This window comes from Streptomyces sp. KPB2 (assembly GCF_003950055.1).
Classification (GTDB): domain Bacteria; phylum Actinomycetota; class Actinomycetes; order Streptomycetales; family Streptomycetaceae; genus Streptomyces; species Streptomyces salinarius.
The window spans coordinates 4659213-4683609 of sequence record NZ_CP034353.1; the positions used below are offsets into that span (position 1 = coordinate 4659213).

A 24397-nucleotide genomic window follows, 5' to 3' on the forward strand; every position below is an offset into this window, starting at 1 on the left:
AATTGCGGGGGCCGGCGGGACGCGGGAGAGGGGAACGTAGGATCGATGACCGTGCAAGGTTCGGAGAACTCTTCCCGTCGCGGCCGTCGCTCCACCACCATGGGCGGCATGCCTCTCAACGACATGCCGTGGTGGCGCTGGCGCAGTCAGGTGCGCTCCGCGCTGCACATGCTCTCCGCCCCCGCCTTCCAGCGGGACGTCTGGCTGGCCGGCGTCGACGGCTACGGGGACGTCACCGACGCCGTGTACCGCCTGGTCGAGGACACCTGGCTGGACCACTGGTCGGCCGAGAAGTACGTGGGCACGGTCTTCCGCGACTCGCAGGAGGCCGCGCTGGTCGACACCGCCGTGCTGCGGGTCCTGCGGATCATGCACCAGGTCGGGCCGGACGCACCGGTGACCGCGTACCTGGACCACGCGGACTGGCCGGAGGCGGTACGGGCGGCGCGCGACGCGCACGTACGGCTGGCCACCAGCGACGGCGAGGACCCGGAGGCGGCGCCGCGCACGCTCGAGGTGCTGCGCATTTTGACCCGGTCCGCCTGACGGGACGGCACGCGGGCGGAGGGGCCGGATATGGGACCCTGTGCAGCATGAACGCGCAGTCCTCCGCCGCCGTCCCCGCGGCCGACTCCCCGGCCGACCAGTACGTCCTCACCCTGTCCTGCCCCGACAAGCAGGGCATCGTGCACGCCGTGTCGAGCTATCTGTTCATGACCGGCTGCAACATCGAGGACAGTCAGCAGTTCGGGGACCACGACACGGGTCTGTTCTTCATGCGGGTCCACTTCTCGGCCGGCGAGCCGGTGACGGTGGACAAGCTGCGCGCCAGCTTCACCGCGATCGGCGACGCCTTCCACATGGACTGGCAGATCAACCGGGCCGACGCCAGCATGCGCATCGTGCTCATGGTGAGCAAGTTCGGACACTGCCTGAACGACCTGCTCTTCCGCGCGCGGATCGGCGCGCTGCCCGTGGAGATCGCGGCCGTGGTGTCCAACCACACCGACTTCGCCGAGCTGGTGGGGTCCTACGACATCCCCTTCCACCACATCCCCGTGACGAAGGACACCAAGCCGGAGGCCGAGGCCAGGGTCCTGGAGATCGTGCGCGAGGAGAACGTCGAACTCGTCGTGCTGGCCCGCTACATGCAGGTCCTCTCGGACGACCTGTGCAAGAAGCTCAGCGGCCGGATCATCAACATCCACCACTCCTTCCTGCCGAGCTTCAAGGGCGCGAAGCCGTACCACCAGGCGCACGCCCGGGGTGTGAAGCTGATCGGCGCGACCGCGCACTACGTGACGGCCGACCTCGACGAGGGGCCGATCATCGAGCAGGAGGTCGAGCGGGTCGGCCACGACGTCACCCCGGACCAGCTGGTGGCGATCGGACGGGACGTGGAGTGCCAGGCGCTGGCCCGGGCCGTGAAGTGGCACGCGGAGCGGAGGATCCTGCTGAACGGCCGACGCACGGTCGTCTTCGCCTAGAACCTGTCCGTCCGACAGGCTCCGGGCGAAGACGCAGGGGCTCGGTGGTCACTCCGGTCACTTCGGGTCGCTGTTGAACTTCGAGGTCGACCAGACGTAGCCGAGCGCGGTCAGGGCGAGGCACCAGCCGAGGGCGAGCCAGCCGTTGTGGCCGATCCCGGTGCCGAGGAGCAGGCCGCGCAGGGTCTCGATGGCCGGCGTGAACGGCTGGTACTCGGCGATCGGCTGGAACCAGCCCGGCATGGCGTCGATGGGCACGAAGGTGCTGGAGATCAGCGGCAGGAAGATCAGCGGCAGCGCGTTGTTGCTTGCGGCCTCCGCGTTCGGGCTGACCAGGCCCATCCCGACGGCGATCCAGGTCATCGCCAGCGTGAAGAGCACCACGAGCCCGAAGGCGGCCAGCCACTCCAGGACGGTGGCGTCCGAGGAGCGGAAGCCGATGGCCACGCCGACGGCGCCGACGAGGACCACGCTCATGATCGACTGCACCACGCTGCCGATCACGTGCCCCACGAGCACGGAGCCGCGGTGGATGGCCATGGTCCGGAAGCGGGCGATGATCCCCTCGGTCATGTCGTTGGAGACGGAGACGGCGGTGCCGATCGTGGTGGACCCGATGGTCATCAGGAGCAGGCCCGGCACGAGGTAGGCGACGTAGTCGGAGCGGTCGCCGCCGCCGATGCCGGCGCTCATCGCGTCGCCGAAGACGTAGACGAAGAGCAGCAGCAGCATGACCGGCGTGAGCAGCAGGTTGAGGGTGAGGGAGGGGTAGCGCCGGGCGTGCAGGAGGTTGCGGCGCAGCATCGTGGACGAGTCGCGCACGGCGAGGGAGAGGTTGCTCATCGGACGGTCTCCTTCAACTGGTCGGTCCGGGCGGGGGCGCCTGCGCCGTCGGTGAGGGCGAAGAAGACGTCGTCGAGGTCGGGTGTGTGGACGGTGAGTTCGTCGGCCTCGACGCCCGCGTCGTCCAGGTGGTCGAGGACGGTGCGCAGGGCGCGCTGGCTGCCGTCGCTGGGGATCTGCAGGGCCAGTGCCTCGTCGTCGGCGGTGCCGGCGGGCAGTGCGGTGGCGGCGGCGCGGTAGGTGTCCGGGTCGGTGAAGCGGAGCCGGACGTGTCCGCCGGGGACGAGTCGTTTGAGTTCGTCGGCGGTGCCTTCGGCGGCGATTCTTCCGTCGTGGAGGACGGCGATGCGGTCGGCGAGTTCGTCGGCTTCTTCCAGGTACTGGGTGGTGAGGAAGACGGTGACGCCGCTCGTGACGAGTTCGCGGATGATCTGCCACATGGTGTGGCGGGAGCGCGGGTCCAGGCCCGTGGTGGGCTCGTCGAGGAAGATGATCCTGGGGTCACCGACCAGGGTCATGGCGATGTCGAGGCGGCGCTTCATGCCGCCGGAGTAGGTGGACGCGGGCTTCCTCGCGGCCTCGGTGAGACCGAAGCGCTCCAGCAACTCGGCCGCGACCCGCCGGCCCTCTCGCCGGGGGATCAGGTGCAGGTCCGCCATGAGGAGCATGTTCTCCTCGCCGGTGATCAGACCGTCCACGGCCGAGAACTGACCGGTGACACCGATCGCGCCCCGCACGTCCTGCGGGGCGGCGGCGAGGTCGTGCCCGCCGACGCGGATGTCACCGGCGTCGGCGGTCACGAGGGTGGAGAGGATCTTGACGGCGGTGGTCTTGCCGGCGCCGTTCGGGCCGAGCAGGGAGAAGATCGTTCCTTCGGGGACGGCCAGGTCGACACCGTCGAGGACGGTCTTGTCGCCGTAGGACTTGCGCAGTCCGTTCGCCGCGATGGCCAGGTCGGTCATGGCTGCTGCTCCTCAGAGGCTGCGGGCGGTGATGTCGCCGTGGTCGGTGGTCGCGTGGATGGTCAGGGCGGGGGTGCCGTCGGCGTTCTTCAGCGCGTTGTGGACGCGGCCGTGTCCGGTGCCGGAGTCCAGGGCGGCGGAGACCCCGGCGGCGGCGCCGACCGTGATGTCGCCGGAGCGGGTGCGCAGCACGAGCGCGCCCCGTACGGCTTCGGCGATCCGGATGTCGCCCTTCTGGACGCTGATCTCGGCGGGCCCGTCCAGCCGGCCGACCGAGATGTCGCCGGCGGCGGTGGTGAGGCGGGCGCTCGCGGCCTCGTCGAGCTTGACCGGGCCCTGCGCGCCCTCGTGGGCGACGTCGCCGAGCCGTCCGACGCCGCGGAACTCGGCGGCCGCCGTCCTGGCCTCGACGCGGGAGCCGGCGGGCAGCCGGACCGTCACCTCGACGGAGCCGGAGGCGCCCATGAACTGGTTCTTCTCCGGGACCTCGATCCGCAGGACGCCGTCGCCGAACTCCACCCGGGTCTGCTCGGCCGCCGTCACGTCACGTCCCTTCGAGGCGTCCGAGGGCAGCACCTCGACCGTGGTGTCGGCCCGGTCGGCGGCGATGATCTGGACGCGGCCCGCGGGGACGTCGAGGACGGCGGAGATCGGGGCGGTGGTGTCGAAGGTCTGCATGGTGCTCTCCTGTGTTCGTCGCGGTTTCTGACATGAGAAACGCTACGTTGCGTTCACGGAAGCATCAACAACTTTGTTGCGACGGAAGTTAAAAAGAGCAGCTCAAAGCTATAATTTCGTTGCAACGGTCCAGGAAGTAACGCAACGACGGGCGGGCTTGCGTTGCAATGGACTGGGAGTGAACGCTATGGTCCGGGCATCAGGAGAGCGCGAAGGAGATCACGATGCCGGGAGGCAGGCTCACTCAGCAGGAACGTCAGCAGATCGCCCTGGGGCTGGCCGACGGCCTCGCCTACGCGGAGATCGCCAGGCGCCTGGACCGCCCCACCTCGACGGTCACGCGCGAGGTGATGCGCAACGGCGGCCCCACGGCGTACCGCGCCGACCTCGCCCACCGGGCCACCGAGCGCCGCGCCCACCGGCGCAGGCAGGCGGCCCCCCGCGGCGGGGCGGCGACCCCGCCGGCCCACGGGCGGGACGCCGAGGCCGTGCGCGAGTACGAGGAGACGCTGACCACCGTCTTCATACAGCAGGGCACGCCGAAGATGATGGCCCGGGTGATGGCGTGCCTCTGCGTCAGCGACACCGGCAGCCTCACCGCGTCCGAACTCGTCCGGCGCCTCCAGGTCAGCCCGGCGTCCGTCTCCAAGGCGGTCGCCTTCCTCGACGAGCAGGGACTCGTCCGCCGGGAACGCGACGAGTCCCGCCGCGAGCGCTACGTCATCGACGACGACGTCTGGTACCAGTCCATGATCGCCAGCGCCCGGGGGACCCTGCAGGTGGCCGAAACCGCGCGCCAGGGCGTGGCCGTCCTGGGGTCCGGCACCCCGGCCGCCGAGCGTCTGGAGAACATCGCCCGTTTCCTCGACCACATCTCCGAGAGCATCGTCCGCGCCGCCGACCAGGCCCGTGAGGTCCTGCACACGGCCCCCGCCGTGCCCCCGGACGGGGAGGGATGAGCCCGGGCCGGACGGGCGCCGCGGGTGCGGCCGACGGGGCTCGCGCCTACATCCGGCTCAGGCAGGCCGCAGCGAACAGGACGTCCCTGATCGCCTCGCGGTCGCCCACCTGACCGGCCGCCGCCTCCGCCGGAGGCACGTGGCCCGCCGCCAGCCGGCAGAACTCCACGCCGTCCAGGGCGACATGGGCCACCTCGTGATCGGCGGAGCCCACCGCGCCGGGCGAGTCCAGCGGGATGAGCCACTCGCCGCCGCCCGAACCCTCGATCTCCAGCCGCAGGCTGCGTCCCGGCTCGCCCGCGGCGACCAGGTGCGGACGGTCGCCGGGCGCGGCCAGACCGGCCCGGCGGCGGGCCGCCAGGACACCCGGCAGCATCCGGGCCGCGAGGTCGATCATGCCGTTGAGGTGGCGCGCGGACGGCGGCTCGTACGGGTAGTCCACCGCTTCGGCGATGTCCTCCGCGTGCACCCAGCACTCGAACGCCCGGTCCAGCATCGCGTCCCGCAGCGGCAGCTCGAAGTCGCCGTAGGAGACCGGCATCCCGCCCGAGTCGCCGGTGAACGCCACCGTCCGGACGATGTCATGGCTCTGCTCGCGCCAGGGCGCCCGCACCGCCCGGGTGGGCGGGTAGTGCGAGGCCCGCCAGTACGCCTCCGTGCGGGCGGCCGGTGCCTGGCCGGGCGCCGTGATCTCGCCCAGCGGGTCGTCGAGGCCCAGCGCGGCAGCGACCGTCCCGTCGACCGTCATCAGGTGCGCGATCACCCCGGCGACGGTGGTGCGCCGACTCGCGGCGCCGTCGTCCTCGAACCAGCGCAGCCGGACCGGGGCGTGCCACTCGGCGTCCCCGAAGTCCTGGAGCAGCGCGTCCAGGCGGGCGGTCTCGGCGTCGTAGGGGGCGGCCCACTCGGGCACCGGGATGCGGGGCGGGCGCCGCTCCAGGCAGCCGTCCAGGACCCGGGTGCGCAGGGCGGGGTCCAGATCGAGGCTCTCCGGCCGCTGGAGCAGCGTGACCGCCTCGCGCAGGCGCAGCGCCTCGTCGGCGCAGGCGTCGCACTCCCCGAGGTGCGCCTCGACGGCCGCCGCCTCCTGCGCCGAGCAGGCCGCCAGCGCCCACGCCCCGAGCAGCGACGTCAGCACCTGGTGCTCCAGCGCGGCCGGCGCCGGGTCGGGCAGCGCCCGCCCACCGTCCTCGACGGAGGCACGGGGCAGCGGGATACGCGCTCCGGTGCCGGTGTCGCCGTCGTTTCCCTGCGTGTCCCGGGTTTCCCGGTCGTCCTGCGTGTCCTGCTCGTCGTTACCGTCGTCCTCGTCGTACGCCTTCATGCCGCACCCCCGTATCCGGGCGGTGCCGCGGGTGGGTGCGGGGCGGTGCCGGCGTCGCGGGCCGTGGACAGGAGCTGGAGGCCCAGGCGGAGGCGGCGGCGGGCCTCGTCCTCCGTGACGCCGAGGTCGGCGGCGGTCTGGCGGTAGTCGCGGCGCTGGAAGTACGCCAGCTCGAGGGCGGCGCGCAGCGGGGCCGGCATGGACTGGACGATGTAGTCGGCGCGGGCGGCGACCGAGGCGTGCCGCACCTTGCTCTCCAGCTCCTCCGCGGTGCCCGGCCCGCCCCGGACCAGTGCCGCCGTCTCGGTGGCGCGCAGCCGCTGGACGGCGAATCGGTGGGTGAGCGTGGCGACCCAGGTGCGCAGCGGGCCCTGCCGGGGGTCGTAGGTGTCGGGGTGCTCCCAGACGTGCGCGAAGACGTCGCGCGTGATGTGGTCGGCGGCCCGCTCGTCGTCGAGCACGCGGTGCGCCAGGCCGTGCACCAGCGAGGCGAACCGGTCGTACAGCTCGCCCAGGGCGGCGGCCTCGCCGCGCGCGAGCCGCTGCTGCATCTTGCGGTCCCAGCGCAGTGGCACGTCCCTCTTCGCCATGCCGTTCCTCCACCCCCTCCTCGGACCCAGCCTGCGGCCACCCTCTCCCCGAATGTAGTCGGCACGTCCGACAGCGCACGCCCCTTTGCTCCAATGCGCGCCCCCGGCCGGCCGGAGGTGATATGCGCCTCCACTACCCTCTATCGTGCGACCGAAATCGATCGAACAGGATCGAAAGCGTCTGAAACAAGCCTCTTCTGGCCGGTCTCCGTTTCCGCCCCGGCGTTTGCGGGAACGGCCGGTGGGCAGGCGCGCCGCCAAGAAGCGTAAGTATGGCTTCCGTTTCGGGTGAATCCAGGCGTTCCGACGGATGAAGGGCATGGTGGTGACGTTCAACGTGACCGGCGGCGAGCGGGGCCGGTGGGCCGTGCTCCAGGTGTCGGGCGAGCTTGACCTGGTGACGTCACCGGTGCTGCGGCAGCGCGTGCACGACGAGGTCGCGGAGGGGCGGCACAGCCTCGTCCTTGACCTGTCCGAGGTCCTCTTCTGCGACTCCAGCGGGGTCGGCGTCCTCATCGCCTCCCGTCGGCTCATCCGCTCCTGCCAGGGCAGGCTGCGCCTGATACTGCCCGCCCAGGGAGCCGTCGACGGCTCCCACGTCAACCGCGTCCTCGGTGCGCTGGGCGTGCGCCGGCTCTTCGACTGCCACCCCGACCTCGCCTCGGCGACCGGGGACGAGCCGCGCCCCCTGTCCGCGTAGGCGTACGCTCCGGGCGGGACGTACCCGACACCGACGTGAGACGGCCGGAGAGAGCCATGGTCAACAGCGAGTACGAGCGCAGGATCGCCGCCCGGTTCACCACCTTCGACCAGGACGGCAACGGCCACATCGACCGTTCCGACTTCAGCGGGGCGGCCAAGGCCCTGCTCGCCGAGTTCGGCGTCGCCGCCCGCTCCGACAAGGGGCAGGCGCTGTACGGCGGAGCGGAGGCGCTCTGGCAGGGCCTGGCCGGCATCGCCGACCGGGACGGCGACCAGCGCATCACCCTGGAGGAGTTCGTCACCGGGGCGGTCAAGCGGCTGCGCGACAAGCCGGACCGGTTCGCCGAGATCGCCCGCCCCTTCCTGCATGCCGCCCTCGCCGTCGCCGGCACCGCCGACGACGGCACGGTCACCGTCGCGGACGCCGCGCGGGCGCTGACCGCGTTCGGTGTGCCCGGGGACGTCGCCGGACCGGTCGCCGCCGCGCTCGACACGGACGGCGACGGCAGGGTGGGGGAGGCGGAGGTCGTCCCGGCCTTCGCCCGCTGGTTCACCGTGCCCGAGTGACGGCACTCGCCCGCGAGGCCCCGCGCGGTGCGTGTCACGGATCGTGGCAGAACCGCGTCACGGAGCGTTGATACCGGGTTGTGTCCGCCGTGTGACCCGTTACGGCCCGGAGTCGGTGCCACGCTCCGGTACCTTGTGTGGGATGCGAGTGGTCCCGAGCGCCAGCCGTGCCGGAGTTGCCCCTGGGGCGGCTCCGGATCCGACGGTGTGCGCCTTGCCCCGCAGGGTGGAACGGCCGTCGGCCGCCGCCTGTTCGACTCCCCGGAATGTGCGTCGCACAGTATGGCGCACGGGTACTCCTTCGCGCTGGAATATGCCCGAAGCGCTTGTTGACGTGACTGTCCGTCAACCATGCTGTTCCACAAGGGATTCACGTTCGGTGATCCCCGCCCCGGCCGTTGTTCTGGCCATGCTGGAAATGGCTACGATCGTGGCCCTCATGAGGCGCGAGCCTTTGTGTCCGCCGGTTCGGATGGTGTGAGCGGTGCAGGTGCTTCAAGTGCAGCTGGAGGTCCGTCCAGACCCCTCGGAAGTGGGGCGCGCCCGGCGCTGGGCGCGCTCACGCCTGGCCGGGTCGGGGATACGGGCCGACGAACCCCTCGCCGAGACGCTGGTCCTGCTCGTCTCCGAACTCGTCACCAACGCCGTGGTCCACACCGGGCGTTCGGCGGTGCTGCGGCTGGTGCTGCCGGGTGCGGTGACCGAGGAGACCAAGGAGGCCACCGTCCGCCTCGAGGTGGACGACGCCAGCGACCGTGCCCCGGTGCCCCGTTGTGCGGGCGGCGAGGCGACGGGCGGCCGGGGCCTCGCCCTCGTGGACGGCCTCGCCGACCGGTGGGGCTGGAGCAGGGAGGGCACCGGCAAGCGCATCTGGTGCGAGCTGGACCGCTCCTCCGGGGGCGAGGACGCCGCACCCCTGTGCGGGAACGGCGGCGCGGCGGCGTACGAGGGGTTCGCCTTCGAGGTCGTGTGACGGCCGTGCGCCGGGATGTGCTTCCGTGCGCGTCCCCGGCGAAACGGTGCACAAGTGAGGAAACCTTCCTCGCCGGTTGACGGATGGTGACCGTTTCCTCACGCTTGTAGCCACGATTCGCCGCGAGGGGACGACGAGGGCTCGGTGACGGAAGCCCTCGACGAGCGTGGGTCGTGTCGGCGGCGGTTCCCTCGGGGGCGACGGGAGCCGGGCGGGAGCGCCGGAGTCGGGTGGCGGCGCGCGATGCCGTGCTCGGGGCGGACAACGCCGCGCCGCCGGCCGACGAGTCCGGGACGGATCCCGCTCATTCTCCACAGGCTGTGGACAACTCCGCGCGGAAGGTCCGCCGGTACCCGGTCGGCGTGACGCCGAGCGCGGCCTGCAGATGCTGCCGCATCGACTGGGCCGTTCCGAACCCCGCGTCCCGGGCCACCCGGTCGACCGACAGGGCGGTGGACTCCAGCAGGTGCCGGGCCCGTTCCACGCGCTGCCGGGTGAGCCACTGGCCCGGGCTGACGCCGACCTCCTCGCGGAAACGGCGGGTGAAGGTGCGTACCGACATCGACTCCTGGGCGGCCATGTCCCGCAGCTGGATCGGCTCGTGCAGACGGCCGAGCGCCCAGGCGCGGGCGGCCGTCGTGGACGACTGCTGCGGATCGGGCACCGGCCGCTCGATGAACTGCGCCTGCCCGCCGTCCCGGTGCGGCGGCACCACGGTGCGCCGGGCCACCTCGTTGGCCACGGCGGTGCCGTGGTCGCGGCGCACGATGTGCACGCACAGGTCGATCCCCGCCGCGACCCCCGCCGAGGTGAGCACGTCGCCGTCGTCGACGAACAGCACGTCGGCGTCCACCCGGACCTTCGGGAACAGCCGCTGGAAGTGCTCGGCCGAGGCCCAGTGCGTGGTCGCCGGGCGGCCGTCGAGGTACCCGGCGGCGGCCAGCACGAACCCGCCCGTGCAGATCGCGACGAGTCGGGTGCCGGGCCGCACGTGGGCCAGGGCGGCGGCCAACTCCCCGGTCAGCACGCCCTCCTGGTAGACCGGGCCCAGCTCGTAGGAGGCGGGGACCACGACCGTGTCGGCGGTGGCCAGCGCCTCGGGGCCGTTCTCGACCATGATCGCGAAGTCCGCGTCCGTGTCGACGGGGCCCGGCGGCCGGACCGAGCAGGTGATCACCTCGTACAGCGGACGCCTCCGCTCGTCGCGGGCGAGACCGAAGATGCGCGGCGCGATGCCCAGCTCGAAGGGGAGCAGGCCGTCCAGGGCGAGGACCACGACGCGGTGCGGGCGGCCGGAGGGAGCGGACGTGCCGGAGGTGTCGCCGGGGCCGGAAGTCATGGCCCGATCCTAGCGAACCATGTCCTCCGGGCCACTCGTCCGTACGTCGTCCGCTGCGGAGACTCAGTGACGTGACCCAGACAACCGACGCCACCGCAGTAACCGAGGACCGGCGGGAGCCGGCCCCCCGCCGCCGGCGCGTGCACCGCGCCTGGTGGGTCGCCGCCGTCACGTTCGTGACGATCATCGGGGCCGCCGCCTTCCGCTCCCTGCCCGGCATCCTCATCGACCCGCTCCACGACGACTTCGGCTGGTCGCGCGGCACCATCGGCGCCGCGGTCTCCGTCAACCTGGCCCTCTACGGGCTGACCGCCCCCTTCGCCGCCGCGCTGATGGACCGCTTCGGCATCCGGCGGGTCGTCGCCGTCGCCCTGATGGTGATCGCGCTCGGTTCCGGCCTGACCGTGTGGATGGACTCCGCCTGGCAGCTCATCCTCTGCTGGGGCCTGCTGGTCGGCCTCGGCTCCGGCTCGATGGCCCTGGCCTTCGCCGCCACCGTGACCAACCGCTGGTTCACCGAGCGGCGCGGCCTGGTCACCGGCGTCCTCACCGCCGCCTCCGCCTCCGGCCAGCTGATCTTCCTGCCGCTGCTGTCCTGGATCGTCGAGACGTACGACTGGCGCCCGGCGGCCGTCACCGTCGCCCTCGCCGCCCTGGCCGTCGTCCCCTTCGTCTGGCTCCTGCTGCACGACCACCCGGCCGACGTCGGCCAGAAGCCGTACGGCGCGACGGAGTTCGTGCCCAAGCCCGCCCCCGTCCCCGGCGCCGCCCGGCGCGCCCTGACGGTCCTGTTCTCCGCCGTCCGCACCGGCCCGTTCTGGCTGCTGGCCGGCACCTTCGCGATCTGCGGCGCCTCCACCAACGGCCTGATCCAGACCCACTTCGTGCCGGCCGCCCACGACCACGGCATGCCGATCACCGCCGCCGCCTCGCTGCTCGCCGTCATCGGGGTGTTCGACGTGGCCGGCACGATCGCCTCCGGCTGGTTCACCGACCGCTTCGAGCCGCGCCGCCTGCTCGCCGTCTACTACGCCCTGCGCGGCGTCTCCCTCCTCTTCCTCCCCATGCTGCTCGCGCCGAGCGTCCACCCGCCGATGGTCTTCTTCATCGTCTTCTACGGCCTCGACTGGGTCGCCACCGTCCCGCCCACCCTCGCGCTGTGCCGCGAGCACTACGGCGACGACAGCGCGATCGTCTTCGGCTGGGTGCTCGCCTCCCACCAGGTGGGCGCCGCCCTCGTCGCCTTCCTGGGCGGCGTGGCCCGCGACCGCTTCGGCTCGTACGACGTGGTGTGGGTCGCCTCCGGGGCACTGTGCGCGGCGGCGGCGCTGATGGCGCTGGTGATCCGGCGCCGGGCGACGCCGGTGGCCGCGCTGTCATGAGCAGGTCTTAGGCTGCGGGAATGGGGTGGGGGAAGACGGCGGGTCCCGGTGAACGGCGGCCCGTCCGGCCGAACGACGACTGGAACCGGGCGACCGCGCTGTGCGCGGGACAGCTGCCGCTCGTGTGGCTGGCGTGGTGGTTCGCCATGGAGGCGGGCAGGGACGACTACGGGTACGTGGGCGGCGCCTACCTGGGCATCTGCTGCGTGCCGCTGGCGCTGCCGCTGCTCGGGCTCGTTCACTCGACCTTGCAGATCACGCCCGCGGCTGCCCTGGCCGGCCTGCGGCCCGGTGCCCTTCGCGGCCCGGAGTGGGCCTGGCACCTGGCCCTGTCCGTACTGATCGGCGCCGCCTGGGCGGTGCTGGGACGGGTGCTGTGGGGATGGCCGCTCGGCGACACCCTCCCGTGGTTCACCGGGGCCGGCGTCCTGCCGGTACTGGTCCTCGACCGCCTGCGCGGACGGTCGTGGCGGGGCCGGAGGGTCTGGATCGGTTCGGCGGTCGCGAGCTTCGTCCTCTTCGTCGGGTGCGGAATACCGGCCGCGGTCCTGGCCGACGACTACGAACCCCCTCGGCTGTCCGCCCGGCAGCTCACCGGGACCTGGCACGGCGCGCACGGGAGCGTGCTGCGGCTGGCACCGGGCGGAGAGGCCCGGCTGACCCGCCTGCCGTCCCGAGGGGGCGACGACGAGTGGGGCGGCTTCCCGGTGTGCGACGGAACGGGCACGTGGACGCTCGAACGGGACGACGAGTTCATGAACACCGACCGCGACGGCGTCCTCCTGCGTCCCGACGGCGAGTGCGGCCAGGAGACGTACTGGACGATCGGCGGCACCGAGCAGGACCCCGAACTCTTCGTGCAACTCGGCGACCCGGACGCCGATGACGTGCTCATCCTCACCCGCTAGCCCGGCATCCGCGACACCCGCCCCGCCTGCCGCTTCGCCACCGCCCCCGCGATCCGCCCGGCGTCGAGGGCCAGCTCGCGGAGCATCCCGCTGATGGGGTTGGTGAACCCCGTGAAGTACAGGCCGGGTGCGCCGGCCGGTGCACGGCCCCCGTGCACGACCGGGCGCCCGGTGCCGTCGAGGACGCCGAGGTGGCCGACCAGGCCCTCCAGGCCCCGCCGGTATCCCGTGGCCGCGATCACCGTGTCCGGGGCGATGCGGGTGCCGTCGGCGAGGACCGCCTTGCCGTCCTCGAAGCCCTCCACGGCGGCCACGACCTCCACCCGGCCGGCCCGCACCGCGTCGATGAGGCCGACGTCCTGCACCGGGATGGCGCCCTGGGCGGCCCGGGTGAGCAGGCCGGTCTCCGGGCGGGGCAGCCCGTGGGCCGACAGGTCGGGCGTGCTGATCCTGGCCAGCGGCCGGGCGAGCCGGTCGGCGAGCGCGGCCGGCAGGCGCCGGACCAGGACGCCGTTGTACTGGGCGGCCCACCCGGCCGTCGAGCGGCGGACGATGTGCGGCGCCGTGCGCACCGAGAGCCGGACCCGGGCGGCCCCGCCCTCCACCAGGTCCACGGCGATCTCGGCGCCCGTGTTGCCCACCCCGACGACCAGGACGTCCCGGCCGGCGTACGGGGCTGGGGCGCGGTACTCGGCGGCGTGCCGGAACTCGCCGGTGTAGGTGTCCCGTCCGGGCCAGTCCGGCAGCCGCGGGGTGTGGTTGTAACCGGTCGCCACCACCACCGCCGCGCCGGTCAGCTCCCGGCCCCCGGAGGCGTGCAGCAGCCAGCCGTCCCCGTCGGGCGCGCGCTCGACGCGGAAGACCTCCACACCGGTGACGATCTCCAGCTGGTGGTACTCGGCGTACTTCTCCAGGTACCGCACCACGTCGTCCCGGGCCACCCAGCGCCCGAAGCGGCGCGGCATCGGCAGGCCGGGCAGCGAGGACAGGCGGCGGGTGGTGTGCAGCCGCAGCCGGTCGTAGTGCCGCCGCCAGGAGGAACCGACCCGGTCGGCCCGCTCCAGGACCACGGCCCGCAGACCGCGGGCGCGCAGCGCGTGGGCGACGGCGAGACCGCCGGGACCGGCGCCTATGACGTACACGGGACGGCCCGCGGGGTGGACGGGCTGCGGCGGTTCAGCGGACGCTGTGGAGTCGGCCATGCGGCGAGCGTAATCGCGCACCGGGTTGATGGGTCTCGGTCAAGACCGGAATCGGTTGCGGATCGGTCACGACTGGGACCGGTGGGCTTGAATGGCCGGATGGCCCACACACGCATGTACACCCTCGACCCCTCCCTCTCCCGTCCCGAACCCCGCGGACACGGCCTGCGTCTGCGTGCCTGGGACGCCGGCTCGGACGCCGACGCGGAAGCGTGGCTGCGCGGCCACCTCGATCCCGACTTCCAGCGCTGGAACACCCCGCTCAAGCTGTGGACCGACCTCGCCGGGGCCCGCGAGTCGCTGCGGGCGCGGGCGCGCGACGCGGCCGACGGCAGGTCGGCCTCGTTCCGGATCACGGACGAGGACAGCGGTGCGACGCTCGGGCACATCGGCCTCGGCGAGATCAGCACCCAGCTGAAGACGGCCCGGGTCGGCTACTGGGTGCTCCCCGAGGCCCGGGGCCGGGGGGTCGCCACCCGGGCCCTGCTCCTCGCCTCCCGCTGGGCCTACGCGGAACTCGGCCTCCACCGCCTGGAACTGGGCCACGCGACCGGGCACGAAGCCTCCTGCCGGGTCGCCGAGCGCAGCGGCTACCGCGCCGAGGGGACCCTGCGCGAGGCGATGTTCCAGGCCGGCCGCCACGACGCCTTCCGGGACGTGCACCTGCACGCACGTCTGGCGACGGACGCGGAGCCGGCAGCGCCGGGCTCGCGGTGAGCGCGGTTCACGGCCACAGCAGCCGCCGGTCCCAGTCACCGCCCCCGGTCCGGCGGTAGACGAGCCGTACGTGGCGCCGGCGGGCCTCGCCCTGGAAGAACTCCACCTCGTCGGGGCGCAGCCGGTACAGCGTCCAGGACGGGACCGGGGCGTCCGGCTCCCGCCCGGCCCGCTCCCAGGCCGCCTCGGAGGCGCGGGCCAGCTCGTCCGTCGAGCCCAGCTCCGCGCTCTGCCGGCCGGTGAGCGCGGCGGCCAGCGCGCCGGTCGAGCGCGCGTGCAGGTCGGCCGACGCCTCTTCGGCCGGGGCGACGGCGACCGGGCCGCGCAGCCGCACCTGACGGCCCAGCGCCGGCCAGTAGAAGACGAGCGCGGCGTACGGACGGGTGGAGAGGTGGCGGCCCTTGCGGCTGTCGGCGTGGGTGGCGAAGGCCCAGCCGTCCGCGTCGGCGCCGTGCAGCATGACGATGCGCGCGTCCGGCAGCCCCTCGGCGTCCGCCGTGGCCAGCGACACCGTGTGCGGCTCGCGCTCGCCGGCCGCGACCGCCTCGGCGAACCACCGGGTGAACAGCTCCAGCGGTTCGCCGGGCGCGGCGGCCGGGTCGAGCGGGGGCAGCTCGGTGACCTCGGGGTCCCACACCCGCAGTGACCTCAGCAGCTCGTGAAGATCGGTTCCCATGTCCCCGATTGTCCTGCGGTCAGGGGCGCCCGGGGCTCACACCGAGCCGAGGTCGGAGGAGAGCCAGCGTTCGGGCCGCATCCGGACGACGACCTGCTCGCCGTGGTTCGCCGAGGAGAAGGCGACGTACTCGTCGACCTTCTCGGCCGGGAGGTAGCGCGCGGACATCTCCCGCAGGTGCGCCTCGGTCGCGGCGAACGTCTCGACGACCGGCCCCTCCACCGACACGTAGCGGACGGTGGGCTCCAGGCGGTCGACCATCAGGGAGAACCGGCCCGCCCTGCCGATCAGCTCGTTCTTGCGGCTGTCCAGGCCCGTCATGATCCATGCCTCGCCGCCGGGCTCGTACTGGTACCAGATCGGCACGGTCAGCGGGGCGCGTCCCGCTCCGGCGTCGACCGCGAGCGCGGCGATGTGCGGCTCGGCCAGGAACGTCTCGCGCTCTTCGCGGGTCAGGGCCACGGTGGTCTCCTCCAGCGGGTGCGGGTACGGATGCCGGTCACAACGTCGGCCGGGCAGGCGGCTGTTCCCCGTCCGGGGCCGTCGAGAGGTGGGCGACGAGGTGCTGAACTTCGAGGTGCTGAACTTCGAGGCGCTGGACAGCGTGCCGGTGCGGCCGGAGGGCCGGGGCACGGTCGCCGAGTTCGAGCGGGCGGCCGACGAGGCTGAGGAAAGGGAAGGGGCTGGAGGCGCGGCCGGCGGCCGGAGACGCGGCGGAGGGCCAGGGGTGCGGCGGGCGGCGACGCGGCGGGCGGAGATGACAGGCTGCCGCGCGGTGTCCTACTTGACGGGCTTCTTTCCGGTGATGCCGAGATAGGTCAACAGGGCGAGATGGGGCTTGAGTTCCGCCTGTTTCACGCCCCAGGAGGAGAACCCCTTCTGGTGCGATGCGGCGGCCGCGAGCATGACGACGAGTGACCCGGCGATCGCCGCGGGGTTCACGTCCTTGTCGACCTTGCCCTTTGCCTGGAGATCGGCGACGGAATCCGTGAGGGATGAATTCACCGAATTCAGGATCTTCATGCGGATTTTGGCGAACCGCTTGTCGCCCTCCGCCGCACCGAGATCCACCACGCGCAGAATCGCGTCGTTCTTCCGCCAGAACTCCAGGAATCCGTCGACGAGTTCCTGTGCGGTCTGCCAGCCGGCCTTGCCGACCCAGGAGCGGCCCGCCGTCAGTTCGGCCAGCGAGGAACTCTCCGCCGCCATGCGCTCGGCGATCTCCAGGACGGCGCCCTCGACGTCCGGAAAGTACTGGTAGAAGGTCGCGGGCGAGGTGCCCGCCCTGCGGGCGACATCGATGACTTTGACATCGCGATAGGGGGAGGAGCTGAGCATTTCGCTGAGGCAGTCGAGCAGTTTCTGCCGGGTCGCCTGCCCACGTCGACCGGCCACGCGGCCGTCGACGGTACGCACTTGTCCTGTCATGCCGTCAGCTTACCGACGGGTGATCCGAGCGCGATTCGGCCGACTGCAAATGGGGTGCGGGAGCGAGAAGAGACGGGTGTGCCTGGTCTGCGCGGTGCGGGTGACGCGGTTACTTTGACGGCATGGCCGAAAACGGGGCATTCGAGAAGAGGTCGTCGGACCGTCCGTCCGCCCGCCGGGAGGGCGTCCCCTGCTGGGTGGACGCACAGCTCTCCGACGTGGAGGCGGGCAAGCGTTTCTACGGCGAGCTGTTCGGCTGGACCTTCGAGGACGCGGCGGAGACGGACGAGCAGGCGGCGGGGGAGTCCGTGCGGGCGTGCCTGGACGGCGAGCCGGTCGCCGCGCTGGTCCGCAAGACGGACGGCCGGATGCCCACCGTGTGGTCCGTGTACTTCCACACCCCGGACGCCGCCGCCCTGGCCGCGCGGATCCGGGCGGGCGGCGGTCAGGTCGTCACCCCGCCCCACCCGGTCGGGGACCTGGGCACCGCCGCGCTCGCCGCCGACCCCGACGGCGCGGTCTTCGGGCTCTGGCAGCCGGGCCGCCGCACCGGCTTCGGACGCCGGCACGAGCCGGGCACCTTCGCCTGGGCCGAGCTGTACACCCGGGACACGGAGGCCGCCAACACCTTCTACGGCGACCTGTTCCACGACGCCCTCTTCGGCGCGGACGCCTCCCCGGACTTCGGCCGCGCCCGGGTCTCGGACGTCTTCCCCGCCGAGATGCCGCCGCACTTCCTCGTCCACTTCCTGGTCGAGGACGTGGCCGACGGGCTCGCGGCGGTGGCCCGGCTCGGCGGGCGGGTGCGGGTCCCGCCCTTCGAGACGTCGTACGGGCGGGTGACCGTGGTCTCCGACGGGCAGGGGGCGTCGTTCGCGCTGCTGCAGCGCTGACCGGGGGCGGCGGCGAACGGGATCTTTGCCCGGAATCAGACAAGACACCCCGATTGTCGCCAGGTTCGCCACCAGCGCCTCGGACAGGAAGAATCGGGGTGCGTGGCGCCACGGAGGTGCGGTGGTGAGACGCTGCACTTCGGTCGCGTACATATGTGGGTGGCGCGGCCCGTACGGGGAGGTGGCAGGCAAGTGGTGGATCAGCTGACGCAGCACGATCCGCGGCGGATCGGGCCGTTCGAGGTGCTGGGGCGGCTCGGCGCCGGCGGCATGGGGCTGGTCTATCTCGCGCGCTCGGCGTCCGGGCGGCGCGTGGCGATCAAGACGGTGCGCACGGAGCTGGCCGAGGACCAGCTGTTCCGCGTCCGCTTCACCCGCGAGGTGGAGGCGGCCCGCGCGGTCTCCGGCTTCTACACGGCGGCCGTGGTCGACGCCGACCCGCGCGCCGCGGTGCCGTGGCTGGCGACGGCCTACGTGCCCGCGCCCTCCCTCGAGGAGATAGTGAACGAGTGCGGGCCGCTGCCGGCCCAGGCGGTGCGCTGGCTGGCCGCGGGCGTCGCGGAGGCGCTCCAGTCGATCCACGGCGCCGGCCTGGTCCACCGCGACCTGAAGCCGTCCAACGTCCTCGTCGTCGAGGACGGCCCCCGCGTGATCGACTTCGGCATCGCGTCCGGTGTCTCGAACACCCGTCTGACCATGACGAACGTCGCCGTCGGCACCCCCGCCTACATGTCCCCGGAGCAGGCGAAGGACTCCCGCAGCGTCACCGGCGCCAGTGACGTGTTCTCGCTCGGCTCCATGCTGGTCTTCGCCGCCACCGGGCACCCGCCCTTCCACGGCGCCAACCCGGTCGAGACGGTCTTCATGCTGCTGCGCGAGGGCCCCGACCTGGAGGGCCTGCCCGACGAGCTGCGCCCGCTCATCGAGTCCTGCATGCAGATGGAGGCCACCGGCCGCCCCAACCCGGCCGACCTCCAGGCCCAGCTCGCCCCGCACCTCTTCGGCTCCGGCTCCGACGACAGCGGTACGGCTTCGGCGTGGCTGCCCGAACGGGCCGTGGGCCTGATCGAGGGGCGCCGCAACGGCCGCCCCGCGGCCAAGCCCGCCACGGCCGGCGGCCGCGGTCCCGGCCCCTCCGGTGCTCGCGGGCCCGCCCACGCGCCCCCGCTGCCGCCCCCGCCCGCGCACGACCCCGCCGTACCGGCGCCGCCCTCGCACGGCCCGGCGGTGCCCGCACCCGTCGGCGCCCCCGACGGCGGGCCGGTCCGGCTGCCCGGCGCCGCGGTGCCCATCGGCCCCGGGCCGCGCGTCGCCGACATGCGCGCCGCCGCCGTCGCCGCGCCGCCCCCGGAGTCCGCCCTCGCCGCTTCCTGGTCCCGCCCGCGCACCGGCGTCAACGGCGCCGACCCGGCCGTACCCGCCCCCGCCCCCGCCCCCGCGCCTGCGGAGGCCTCGCCGGCCGGGTGGCGGCCCTGGCGGTTCCGGATGTCCAACGACGTGTGGGGCACACCGCGGGTCGCCGAGGAGCTGGTCTACGTCACCTCCTTCGAGGTGCACGCCCTGGACGTGGGCACCGGACGCCGCCGCTTCAAGACCCGGGACGTCGCCTGGTCCATGGCGGTCGCGGACGGCCGCATCCACGCCTCCGACGGGCCCACCCTCTTCGCCCTGGACGCCCGCGAGGGCGCCGACCTGTGGCGCGTGCAGACCGACGCCTGGGTGTACTCGCTCCAGGCCGACCGGGGCACCGTCCTCACCGCCACCCGCGGCGGCGGCGTCCAGGCCTGGGAGGCGTCGGCCGGCCAGAAGCTGTGGGAGATCACCGGAGCCCAGACCGACTTCGAGTCCCCCGAGGCCGGCGCCGCGCTCCACGACGGCACGGCGTACGTCTGGCAGGACGCCCGCCTGCGCGCCCTGGACGCCCGGACCGGCGACGAGAGATGGTCGTACCCGATCGGCGACGCCGCCTCCTGCGGCGGGGTCCCGGTCCGCCTCACCCAGGCGCCCGACGGCTACGTGTACGTCGCGGCCGGCACCCGCGTCCTCGCCCTGGAGGTCACCTCGGGCCACGTCCGCTGGCACTTCGAGGCCCCGGCGGTCTTCCTGGCCCCGCCCGCCTTCGTGCCGGGCCCGGCCGTGACCGGCGGCGGTGTCTACCTGGCCGACTACCTCGGCACCGTCTACGCCCTCGACGCCACCGACGGCCGCGACCGCTGGCGCATCGCCACCGAGGCCCGCTCCTCGACCGACCCGGTGCTGGTCGCCGCCGGCCACGTCCACGTGGGCAGCGGCAAGGGCCTGTACACCCTGGACGCGGTCACCGGCACGCCCAAGTGGCGCTTCCAGGCGGGCGGCGACATCGTGGGCGCGCCCGCGGTCGCCGAGGGCCGCATCCACTTCGGCTCGACCGACCACCTGCTGTACACGCTGAAGGCCGACGACGGCCGCCTGCGCTGGAAGCTCGCCACCGGCGGCGAGATCACCGGCTCCCCGGTCGTCCGCGACGGCATCGTGTACGCGTGCAGCAAGGACCGCTGCGTGTACGCGCTGGACGCGGAGAAGGGCACCGGGACGGCCCGTACGACCTGAGGGCTCCCACGAGGAGACGGCCCCGCGCGGCGTGAGGGGCAGTGGCGGCCCGGTGACGTGTCCGTGACATCCGGGCACTAGCGTGATCGTCATGACAACACGGGGGCGAGCACTCAGGTACACGGCGATCTCCGCACTGGTGGTCCTCAGCCTGACCGGCTTCTCGACCGGCCGGCACGGCCACGGTCACGGAGGCGACGGGGGCGGCGGCTGCAGCAGCTCCAACCAGGACCACGACAGCTCGTCGTCCACGTCGGGCGGCGGCGACGCCTACAAGGACGACGACGACACCTACGGCAGCGGCGGCAGCGGTTACCACGACTACGACGACGACACCTACGGCGACGGCACGGGCGGCGGCGGCGACACCCACGCCATGTCCGCCACCCTGGAACTGATCACCTGCGCCACGGAGACCGAGCCGTACGCCACCGTCGAGGTCACCAACCCGAACGACAGCGAGTACACGTTCCCCGTCACCGTCCGCTTCATCGACGTGTACGGCACCGAACTCACCGCCGGCCACGAGGAGGCCACCGTCCCCGCGGGGGGCGTGACCGAGGTCCGCATCCCCTTCGACGGCTACGAACCCCCGTACGAGTGCCAACTGGAAGAGACGGTGACGTCACCGTCGTGACCCCGCGACGCGGGGGGCGCGGCCGAGCCCGGACACACGTCGGCCGCGGCGGCGTCCCCTCCGCGCCACCGCGGCCGATCCCCGTGCGGGAAAAAGGTCGAGAAGGGCCTACTTGCCGTCGCCGTCCAGGTCCAGCGCCGGCGGGGCCGGGGCGTGGTTCTCCAGGGTCGTGATCTGCTCGTCGGCCGGGGGCTGGGGAGCGTGGTTCTCCAGGAGCTTGGCCTCGCCGCCGACGGGCGGTGCGGGAGCGTGGTTCTCCATGGTGACGATGTCGGCCGGCTTCTTCTCGGTCTCGCTCATGCTGCTCCCCTGAAAGTCGTTGCGTACGGGTGCCGATCGCCTCTGTCCGGCGACTCCCCCGAGTATCGCCGGACAGAGGCCTGCGCGGTCTCCCGGGTGGGTGGCCGCGGTGCGTGACCCGTCTGCCCCCCGACGCGACGGATCCGGGTAAGAGCTTGGCCCGTGGCCATAAACGTTCGATGAACGCCCCTGCCGCCGCCCCGTTATGCGGCGTCGACGGGTGAGGCGAGCAGGCGGCGCACCTCCGAGGCCTCGGGGGCGTCGGCGCGTTCCAGCAGCGTCAGGGCCTCGTCCCAGCAGGCGCGCGCCCGGCCGCTCTGCCCCAGCGCGCTCAGGCTCTGTCCCAGGGTGTTCAGGATGCTGCCCCGGATGAGGTCGCCGCCGATGAAGCCGATCGCAAGGGCCTGTTCCGCGTGCTGGGCCGCCGCCGCGGGCCGCTTCGCGACCAGGTGCAGCTGTGCGATGCGGAAGTGGGCGGTGCCCTCCCACAGGCGCTGGCGGTTGTTGCCGAACATGACCAGGGCGTCCTGCATCTGCCGCAGGCCCTCCGCGTGCTGGTCCGCCCGCAGCAGCGCCACCCCGAGCGCGTAACGGGCGTTCGCCAGGCGCAGCGTGAGGCCGAGCTGCCGGAAGATGTCCACACCCTGCTGCGCCAGTGCGATCGCGCTGTGGGTGCGGTTCATGCGCTCGTGCAGCCGCGAGAGGTTGCACAGGGCGCTCGCCTCGCCGGGACGGTTGTCGTCCGCGCGGTAGCCGTCGCGGGCGATCGTCAGCAGCTCCTCCGCCTCCTCGTAACGCCCCTGGCTGAGCGCGATGATGCCCCGGTCGGTGGCGGCCCAGCCGATGGGCGTGGCGTCCGCCGCCTCGGTGGCGAGCTCGATGGCGATCCGCGCCTCGTCGTCCGCCCTGGAGTACTGGCCGGCCGCCAGGAAGACGTTGGACAGAGCGGTCCTGGCCCGGCTCTCCGCCCGGATGTCGGCGGTCGCCCTCGCCGCGTCGCGCAGCGTCGTCGCGGCCGTCTCGTACTGCCGGGCGTTGGCCCCGGACTCGGCCAGGTCCTTGGTCGCCCAGAGCAGGTCGACCGCCCGGCGCAGTTCGCTGCCCGACACCTGCTGCTGCGCGCAGGCCAGCAGGTTCTGGGCCTCCGTGAAGAGCCAGTCCAGGGCCTCGCCCCGGTCCTCGAACGAGAGGCCCGTGTAGGAGGTCGGCTCCAGGTGGGCGACCGTCCGGTCCCCGGGCCGCTCGATCGCGTACACGCCCGCCGCCGTGGCCAGATAGAAGTCCAGCAGGCGGGAGAGCGCGGCCGCCCGTTCGCTCGGCGGCTGTTCGTCCCGTTCCGCGCACGCGCGGGCGTAGAGGCGGACCAGGTCGTGGAAGCGGTAGCGGCCCGGCGCCGCAGATTCGAGCAGGGACGTGTCCACCAGGGACTCCAGGAGGTCCTCCGTGTCCTCCGCCGGCAGGTCCAGGACGGCCGCCGCCGCCGCGAGGGAGATGTCCGGGCCGTCGGCCAGGCCCAGCAGCCGGAAGGCGCGGGCCTGGGCCGGCTCCAACTGGCCGTAGCCCAGCTCGAAGGTGGCCTCCACCGCCTGGTCGCCCGCCTGCAGCTCGTCCAGCCGGCGCCGCTCGTCCGCCAGCTTGGCCGCCAGGACCGAGACGGTCCACGTGCGGCGGGCGGCCAGCCGGGACGCGGCGATGCGGATCGCCAACGGCAGGAAACCGCACGCGCCGACCACGTCGAGCGCCGCCTGCCGCTCGGAGGCGACCCGCTCCTCGCCCACGATCTTGGTGAAGAGGGCCAGCGCCTCCTCGGGCGACATCACGTCCAGGTCGACCAGTTGCGCCCCGGCCAGGTCCACCATCCGCACCCGCGCGGTCACCAGCGCGGCGCAGCCGTCCGTGCCGGGCAGCAGGGGCCGCACCTGGGCGGCGTCGCGGGCGTTGTCCAGGAGGACGAGGACCCGGCGGCCGTCCAGGACCGAGCGGTACAGGGCGGCCCGCTCCTCCAGGGAGTCCGGGATCGCCGAGTCGGCGGTGCCCAGGGCGCGCAGGAAGGAGCCCAGTACCGTCTCCGGCTCCGCGGGCCGCGCCCCGGCGCCCTGGAGGTCGACGTACAGCTGTCCGTCCGGGAAGGCGGACCGCGCCTGGTGGGCGACGTGCACCGCGAGGGTCGTCTTGCCGACGCCGCCGATGCCGGCCAGCGCCGAGACCGCCATCACGCGGCCCGTCGTCGCGCCGCCGGAGGCCGCGGACAGCACGTCGCTCAGCTCGCGGACGAAGGACGCGCGGCCGGTGAAGTCGGGGACCGTGGCCGGCAGTTGCGCCGGGCGCACCGAGGGCGCCGCCGTCTCCGCGGCCGGCCCGGAGGGCTCCGCCAGCTGCGGGTCGGCCCGCAGGATGCGCTGCTGGAGTTCCTGGAGGCCGGGGCGCGGGTCGACGCCCAGCTCGTCGGCGAGCAGACGGCGCGTGTCCGCGTAGACGGCGAGGGCCTCCGCCTGGCGGCCGCTGCGGTACAGGGCCAGCATCAGCAGCTCGCGCAGCCGTTCACGCAGGGGGTGGGCCGCCGTGAGCGCCGTCAGCTCCGAGACGGACTCGGCGTGACAGCCCTGGTCGAGGTCCATGTCGAGGCGGCTCTCGAGGAGTTGCAGCCGCCATTCCCCGAGCCGCACGCGCTGCGTCTCGGCGTACGGGCCCGGCACGCCGGCCAGGACCTCGCCGTCCCACAGGGCCAGCGCGCGGCGCAGCAGGTCGCGGGCGTGGCACAGGTCCCCGGAGCTCCTGGCCTTCTCCGCCTCCGCGGCCAGGTCCTGGGCCCGCGCCAGGTCCAGCGCCCCCTCGGCCAGGCCCCGCACGGCGTACCCGCCCGACTCGCTGACCAGCACCCCCGGGTCGAGGACCTTCCGCAGCCGGGACGCGTACGTCCGTACCGCCGCCAGCGCCTGCGACGGCGGCTCCTCGCCCCACAGGGCGTCGATCAGCTCGGCCGCGGTCGCCGTACGGCCCTCGCGCAGCAACAGGGCGGCCAGCAGGGCCCGTTGCTGCGGCGAGCCGGTGGCCAGTGTCTCCTCGCCCCGCCAGGCGCGCACCGGTCCGAGCACGCCGAAGCGGAGCGCGGCCGCCCCGTCCGGTTCCGCCGGGAATCCGGGACGCCGCTGCTCCGGAACCCGCGGTACACCGTCCATGCCGTCCCCCTAGACATCCTGAGCAACCAGGCCAGTTTGCCTTGTTCATGCTGACCACGTCA

24 protein-coding genes are annotated in these 24397 nt (G+C 73.3%); 12 read left to right on the top strand and 12 right to left on the bottom strand.

Features of this window, described 5'->3' with window-relative positions:
• Positions 1 to 45: 45 nt before the first annotated feature.
• On the top strand, positions 46 to 546 hold the full coding sequence (locus D1J63_RS20945; RefSeq protein ID WP_061444143.1) for a hypothetical protein: 501 nt from the start codon (positions 46 to 48) through the stop codon (positions 544 to 546).
• Positions 547 to 593: 47 nt separating this feature from the next.
• Entirely contained in the window at positions 594 to 1487 is an 894-nt protein-coding gene (gene purU / locus D1J63_RS20950) for a formyltetrahydrofolate deformylase (protein ID WP_125630744.1), read from the top strand.
• A gap of 57 nt (positions 1488 to 1544) precedes the next feature.
• On the opposite strand, the gene D1J63_RS20955 is transcribed toward purU, so the two are convergent.
• From D1J63_RS20955 to D1J63_RS20965, 3 genes are read right to left on the bottom strand one after another with little or no spacing between them, the layout of a single operon-like run.
• Complete coding sequence (locus D1J63_RS20955; protein ID WP_125630746.1) at positions 1545 to 2330, bottom strand: ABC transporter permease; 786 nt, start codon at positions 2328 to 2330, stop codon at positions 1545 to 1547.
• On the bottom strand, positions 2327 to 3292 hold the full coding sequence (locus D1J63_RS20960) for an ATP-binding cassette domain-containing protein (protein WP_125630748.1): 966 nt from the start codon (positions 3290 to 3292) through the stop codon (positions 2327 to 2329). Before D1J63_RS20960 ends, D1J63_RS20955 begins: the two co-directional genes overlap by 4 nt.
• A gap of 12 nt (positions 3293 to 3304) precedes the next feature.
• Positions 3305 to 3970: a DUF4097 family beta strand repeat-containing protein gene (locus D1J63_RS20965; protein ID WP_125630750.1), complete on the bottom strand. Its 666-nt coding sequence runs from the start codon at positions 3968 to 3970 to the stop codon at positions 3305 to 3307.
• A gap of 224 nt (positions 3971 to 4194) precedes the next feature.
• Between D1J63_RS20965 and D1J63_RS20970 the strand changes: the two genes are divergently transcribed.
• Positions 4195 to 4929 (top strand): helix-turn-helix domain-containing protein, encoded by a 735-nt coding sequence (locus D1J63_RS20970; RefSeq protein WP_125630752.1) that lies wholly within the window; start codon positions 4195 to 4197, stop codon positions 4927 to 4929.
• 46 nt (positions 4930 to 4975) lie between these two features.
• On the opposite strand, the gene D1J63_RS20975 is transcribed toward D1J63_RS20970, so the two are convergent.
• Together D1J63_RS20975 and D1J63_RS20980 are read right to left on the bottom strand one after the other, a co-directional pair.
• On the bottom strand, positions 4976 to 6253 hold the full coding sequence (locus tag D1J63_RS20975) for a maleylpyruvate isomerase N-terminal domain-containing protein (RefSeq protein ID WP_125630754.1): 1278 nt from the start codon (positions 6251 to 6253) through the stop codon (positions 4976 to 4978).
• On the bottom strand, positions 6250 to 6843 hold the full coding sequence (locus D1J63_RS20980) for a sigma-70 family RNA polymerase sigma factor (protein ID WP_102927499.1): 594 nt from the start codon (positions 6841 to 6843) through the stop codon (positions 6250 to 6252). Before D1J63_RS20980 ends, D1J63_RS20975 begins: the two co-directional genes overlap by 4 nt.
• A gap of 319 nt (positions 6844 to 7162) precedes the next feature.
• On the opposite strand from D1J63_RS20980, the gene D1J63_RS20985 reads away from it, so the two are divergent.
• The 3 genes from D1J63_RS20985 to D1J63_RS21000 all read left to right on the top strand — a co-directional run bounded on the left by D1J63_RS20985 (position 7163) and on the right by D1J63_RS21000 (position 9085).
• Positions 7163 to 7543, top strand: a complete 381-nt coding sequence (locus D1J63_RS20985; protein WP_007388697.1) for an STAS domain-containing protein — start codon at positions 7163 to 7165, stop codon at positions 7541 to 7543.
• A 56-nt stretch (positions 7544 to 7599) separates the two neighbouring features.
• Positions 7600 to 8112, top strand: coding sequence for an EF-hand domain-containing protein (locus D1J63_RS20990; RefSeq protein ID WP_125630756.1), 513 nt, complete (start codon positions 7600 to 7602; stop codon positions 8110 to 8112).
• A 499-nt stretch (positions 8113 to 8611) separates the two neighbouring features.
• Positions 8612 to 9085: an ATP-binding protein gene (locus D1J63_RS21000; RefSeq protein WP_164713205.1), complete on the top strand. Its 474-nt coding sequence runs from the start codon at positions 8612 to 8614 to the stop codon at positions 9083 to 9085.
• Between the two features lie 304 nt (positions 9086 to 9389).
• Here D1J63_RS21000 and D1J63_RS21005 read toward each other — a convergent pair whose 3' ends face one another.
• Positions 9390 to 10424 carry a helix-turn-helix domain-containing protein gene (locus tag D1J63_RS21005; protein WP_125630760.1) on the bottom strand — a complete coding sequence of 345 codons (1035 nt, stop codon included), beginning with the start codon at positions 10422 to 10424 and terminating at the stop codon, positions 9390 to 9392.
• A 71-nt stretch (positions 10425 to 10495) separates the two neighbouring features.
• Between D1J63_RS21005 and D1J63_RS21010 the strand changes: the two genes are divergently transcribed.
• Together D1J63_RS21010 and D1J63_RS21015 are read left to right on the top strand one after the other, a co-directional pair.
• Positions 10496 to 11806 (top strand): MFS transporter, encoded by a 1311-nt coding sequence (locus D1J63_RS21010; protein WP_125630762.1) that lies wholly within the window; start codon positions 10496 to 10498, stop codon positions 11804 to 11806.
• A 20-nt stretch (positions 11807 to 11826) separates the two neighbouring features.
• Positions 11827 to 12714: a hypothetical protein gene (locus D1J63_RS21015; protein WP_125630764.1), complete on the top strand. Its 888-nt coding sequence runs from the start codon at positions 11827 to 11829 to the stop codon at positions 12712 to 12714.
• Here the strand turns inward: D1J63_RS21015 and D1J63_RS21020 are convergent.
• Positions 12711 to 13916, bottom strand: coding sequence for an NAD(P)/FAD-dependent oxidoreductase (locus D1J63_RS21020; RefSeq protein WP_125630766.1), 1206 nt, complete (start codon positions 13914 to 13916; stop codon positions 12711 to 12713). The two genes, D1J63_RS21015 and D1J63_RS21020, sit on opposite strands and share 4 nt — an antisense overlap.
• Before the next feature lie 99 nt (positions 13917 to 14015).
• Between D1J63_RS21020 and D1J63_RS21025 the strand changes: the two genes are divergently transcribed.
• On the top strand, positions 14016 to 14633 hold the full coding sequence (locus D1J63_RS21025; protein WP_125630768.1) for a GNAT family N-acetyltransferase: 618 nt from the start codon (positions 14016 to 14018) through the stop codon (positions 14631 to 14633).
• Between the two features lie 7 nt (positions 14634 to 14640).
• Here D1J63_RS21025 and D1J63_RS21030 read toward each other — a convergent pair whose 3' ends face one another.
• From D1J63_RS21030 to D1J63_RS21040, 3 genes are all read right to left on the bottom strand, one after another.
• Complete coding sequence (locus tag D1J63_RS21030) at positions 14641 to 15309, bottom strand: pyridoxal 5'-phosphate synthase (RefSeq protein ID WP_125630770.1); 669 nt, start codon at positions 15307 to 15309, stop codon at positions 14641 to 14643.
• Positions 15310 to 15345: 36 nt separating this feature from the next.
• Positions 15346 to 15771, bottom strand: a complete 426-nt coding sequence (locus tag D1J63_RS21035; RefSeq protein ID WP_125630773.1) for a pyridoxamine 5'-phosphate oxidase family protein — start codon at positions 15769 to 15771, stop codon at positions 15346 to 15348.
• A 318-nt stretch (positions 15772 to 16089) separates the two neighbouring features.
• The gene (locus D1J63_RS21040) at positions 16090 to 16725 is read right to left on the bottom strand and encodes a TetR family transcriptional regulator (RefSeq protein ID WP_102928061.1); all 636 of its coding nucleotides are present in this window, start codon (positions 16723 to 16725) and stop codon (positions 16090 to 16092) included.
• Between the two features lie 134 nt (positions 16726 to 16859).
• Here D1J63_RS21040 and D1J63_RS21045 point away from each other — a divergent pair, with 134 nt between their 5' ends.
• From D1J63_RS21045 to D1J63_RS36770, 3 genes are all read left to right on the top strand, one after another.
• Complete coding sequence (locus D1J63_RS21045; RefSeq protein WP_125630775.1) at positions 16860 to 17630, top strand: VOC family protein; 771 nt, start codon at positions 16860 to 16862, stop codon at positions 17628 to 17630.
• 192 nt (positions 17631 to 17822) lie between these two features.
• Positions 17823 to 20219, top strand: a complete 2397-nt coding sequence (locus tag D1J63_RS21050; protein WP_125630777.1) for a serine/threonine-protein kinase — start codon at positions 17823 to 17825, stop codon at positions 20217 to 20219.
• Between the two features lie 91 nt (positions 20220 to 20310).
• Positions 20311 to 20856 carry an LEA type 2 family protein gene (locus tag D1J63_RS36770; protein WP_164712908.1) on the top strand — a complete coding sequence of 182 codons (546 nt, stop codon included), beginning with the start codon at positions 20311 to 20313 and terminating at the stop codon, positions 20854 to 20856.
• A gap of 108 nt (positions 20857 to 20964) precedes the next feature.
• On the opposite strand, the gene D1J63_RS21060 is transcribed toward D1J63_RS36770, so the two are convergent.
• Entirely contained in the window at positions 20965 to 21156 is a 192-nt protein-coding gene (locus D1J63_RS21060) for a hypothetical protein (RefSeq protein ID WP_102931824.1), read from the bottom strand.
• A 203-nt stretch (positions 21157 to 21359) separates the two neighbouring features.
• Complete coding sequence (locus tag D1J63_RS21065) at positions 21360 to 24335, bottom strand: BTAD domain-containing putative transcriptional regulator (protein ID WP_125630779.1); 2976 nt, start codon at positions 24333 to 24335, stop codon at positions 21360 to 21362.
• Between the last annotated feature and the right edge of the window lie 62 nt (positions 24336 to 24397).

Bases quoted from the DNA above. Each gene is read 5' to 3' on its own strand.
- D1J63_RS20945 (WP_061444143.1), top strand. From the start codon at position 46: ATGACCGTGCAAGGTTCGGAGAACTCTTCCCGTCGCGGCCGTCGCTCC.
- purU (WP_125630744.1), top strand. From the start codon at position 594: ATGAACGCGCAGTCCTCCGCCGCCGTCCCCGCGGCCGACTCCCCGGCC.
- D1J63_RS20955 (WP_125630746.1), bottom strand. From the start codon at position 2,330: ATGAGCAACCTCTCCCTCGCCGTGCGCGACTCGTCCACGATGCTGCGC.
- D1J63_RS20960 (WP_125630748.1), bottom strand. From the start codon at position 3,292: ATGACCGACCTGGCCATCGCGGCGAACGGACTGCGCAAGTCCTACGGC.
- D1J63_RS20965 (WP_125630750.1), bottom strand. From the start codon at position 3,970: ATGCAGACCTTCGACACCACCGCCCCGATCTCCGCCGTCCTCGACGTC.
- D1J63_RS20970 (WP_125630752.1), top strand. From the start codon at position 4,195: ATGCCGGGAGGCAGGCTCACTCAGCAGGAACGTCAGCAGATCGCCCTG.
- D1J63_RS20975 (WP_125630754.1), bottom strand. From the start codon at position 6,253: ATGAAGGCGTACGACGAGGACGACGGTAACGACGAGCAGGACACGCAG.
- D1J63_RS20980 (WP_102927499.1), bottom strand. From the start codon at position 6,843: ATGGCGAAGAGGGACGTGCCACTGCGCTGGGACCGCAAGATGCAGCAG.
- D1J63_RS20985 (WP_007388697.1), top strand. From the start codon at position 7,163: ATGGTGGTGACGTTCAACGTGACCGGCGGCGAGCGGGGCCGGTGGGCC.
- D1J63_RS20990 (WP_125630756.1), top strand. From the start codon at position 7,600: ATGGTCAACAGCGAGTACGAGCGCAGGATCGCCGCCCGGTTCACCACC.
- D1J63_RS21005 (WP_125630760.1), bottom strand. From the start codon at position 10,424: ATGACTTCCGGCCCCGGCGACACCTCCGGCACGTCCGCTCCCTCCGGC.
- D1J63_RS21015 (WP_125630764.1), top strand. From the start codon at position 11,827: ATGGGGTGGGGGAAGACGGCGGGTCCCGGTGAACGGCGGCCCGTCCGG.
- D1J63_RS21020 (WP_125630766.1), bottom strand. From the start codon at position 13,916: ATGGCCGACTCCACAGCGTCCGCTGAACCGCCGCAGCCCGTCCACCCC.
- D1J63_RS21025 (WP_125630768.1), top strand. From the start codon at position 14,016: ATGGCCCACACACGCATGTACACCCTCGACCCCTCCCTCTCCCGTCCC.
- D1J63_RS21030 (WP_125630770.1), bottom strand. From the start codon at position 15,309: ATGGGAACCGATCTTCACGAGCTGCTGAGGTCACTGCGGGTGTGGGAC.
- D1J63_RS21045 (WP_125630775.1), top strand. From the start codon at position 16,860: ATGGCCGAAAACGGGGCATTCGAGAAGAGGTCGTCGGACCGTCCGTCC.
- D1J63_RS36770 (WP_164712908.1), top strand. From the start codon at position 20,311: ATGACAACACGGGGGCGAGCACTCAGGTACACGGCGATCTCCGCACTG.
- D1J63_RS21060 (WP_102931824.1), bottom strand. From the start codon at position 21,156: ATGAGCGAGACCGAGAAGAAGCCGGCCGACATCGTCACCATGGAGAAC.
- D1J63_RS21065 (WP_125630779.1), bottom strand. From the start codon at position 24,335: ATGGACGGTGTACCGCGGGTTCCGGAGCAGCGGCGTCCCGGATTCCCG.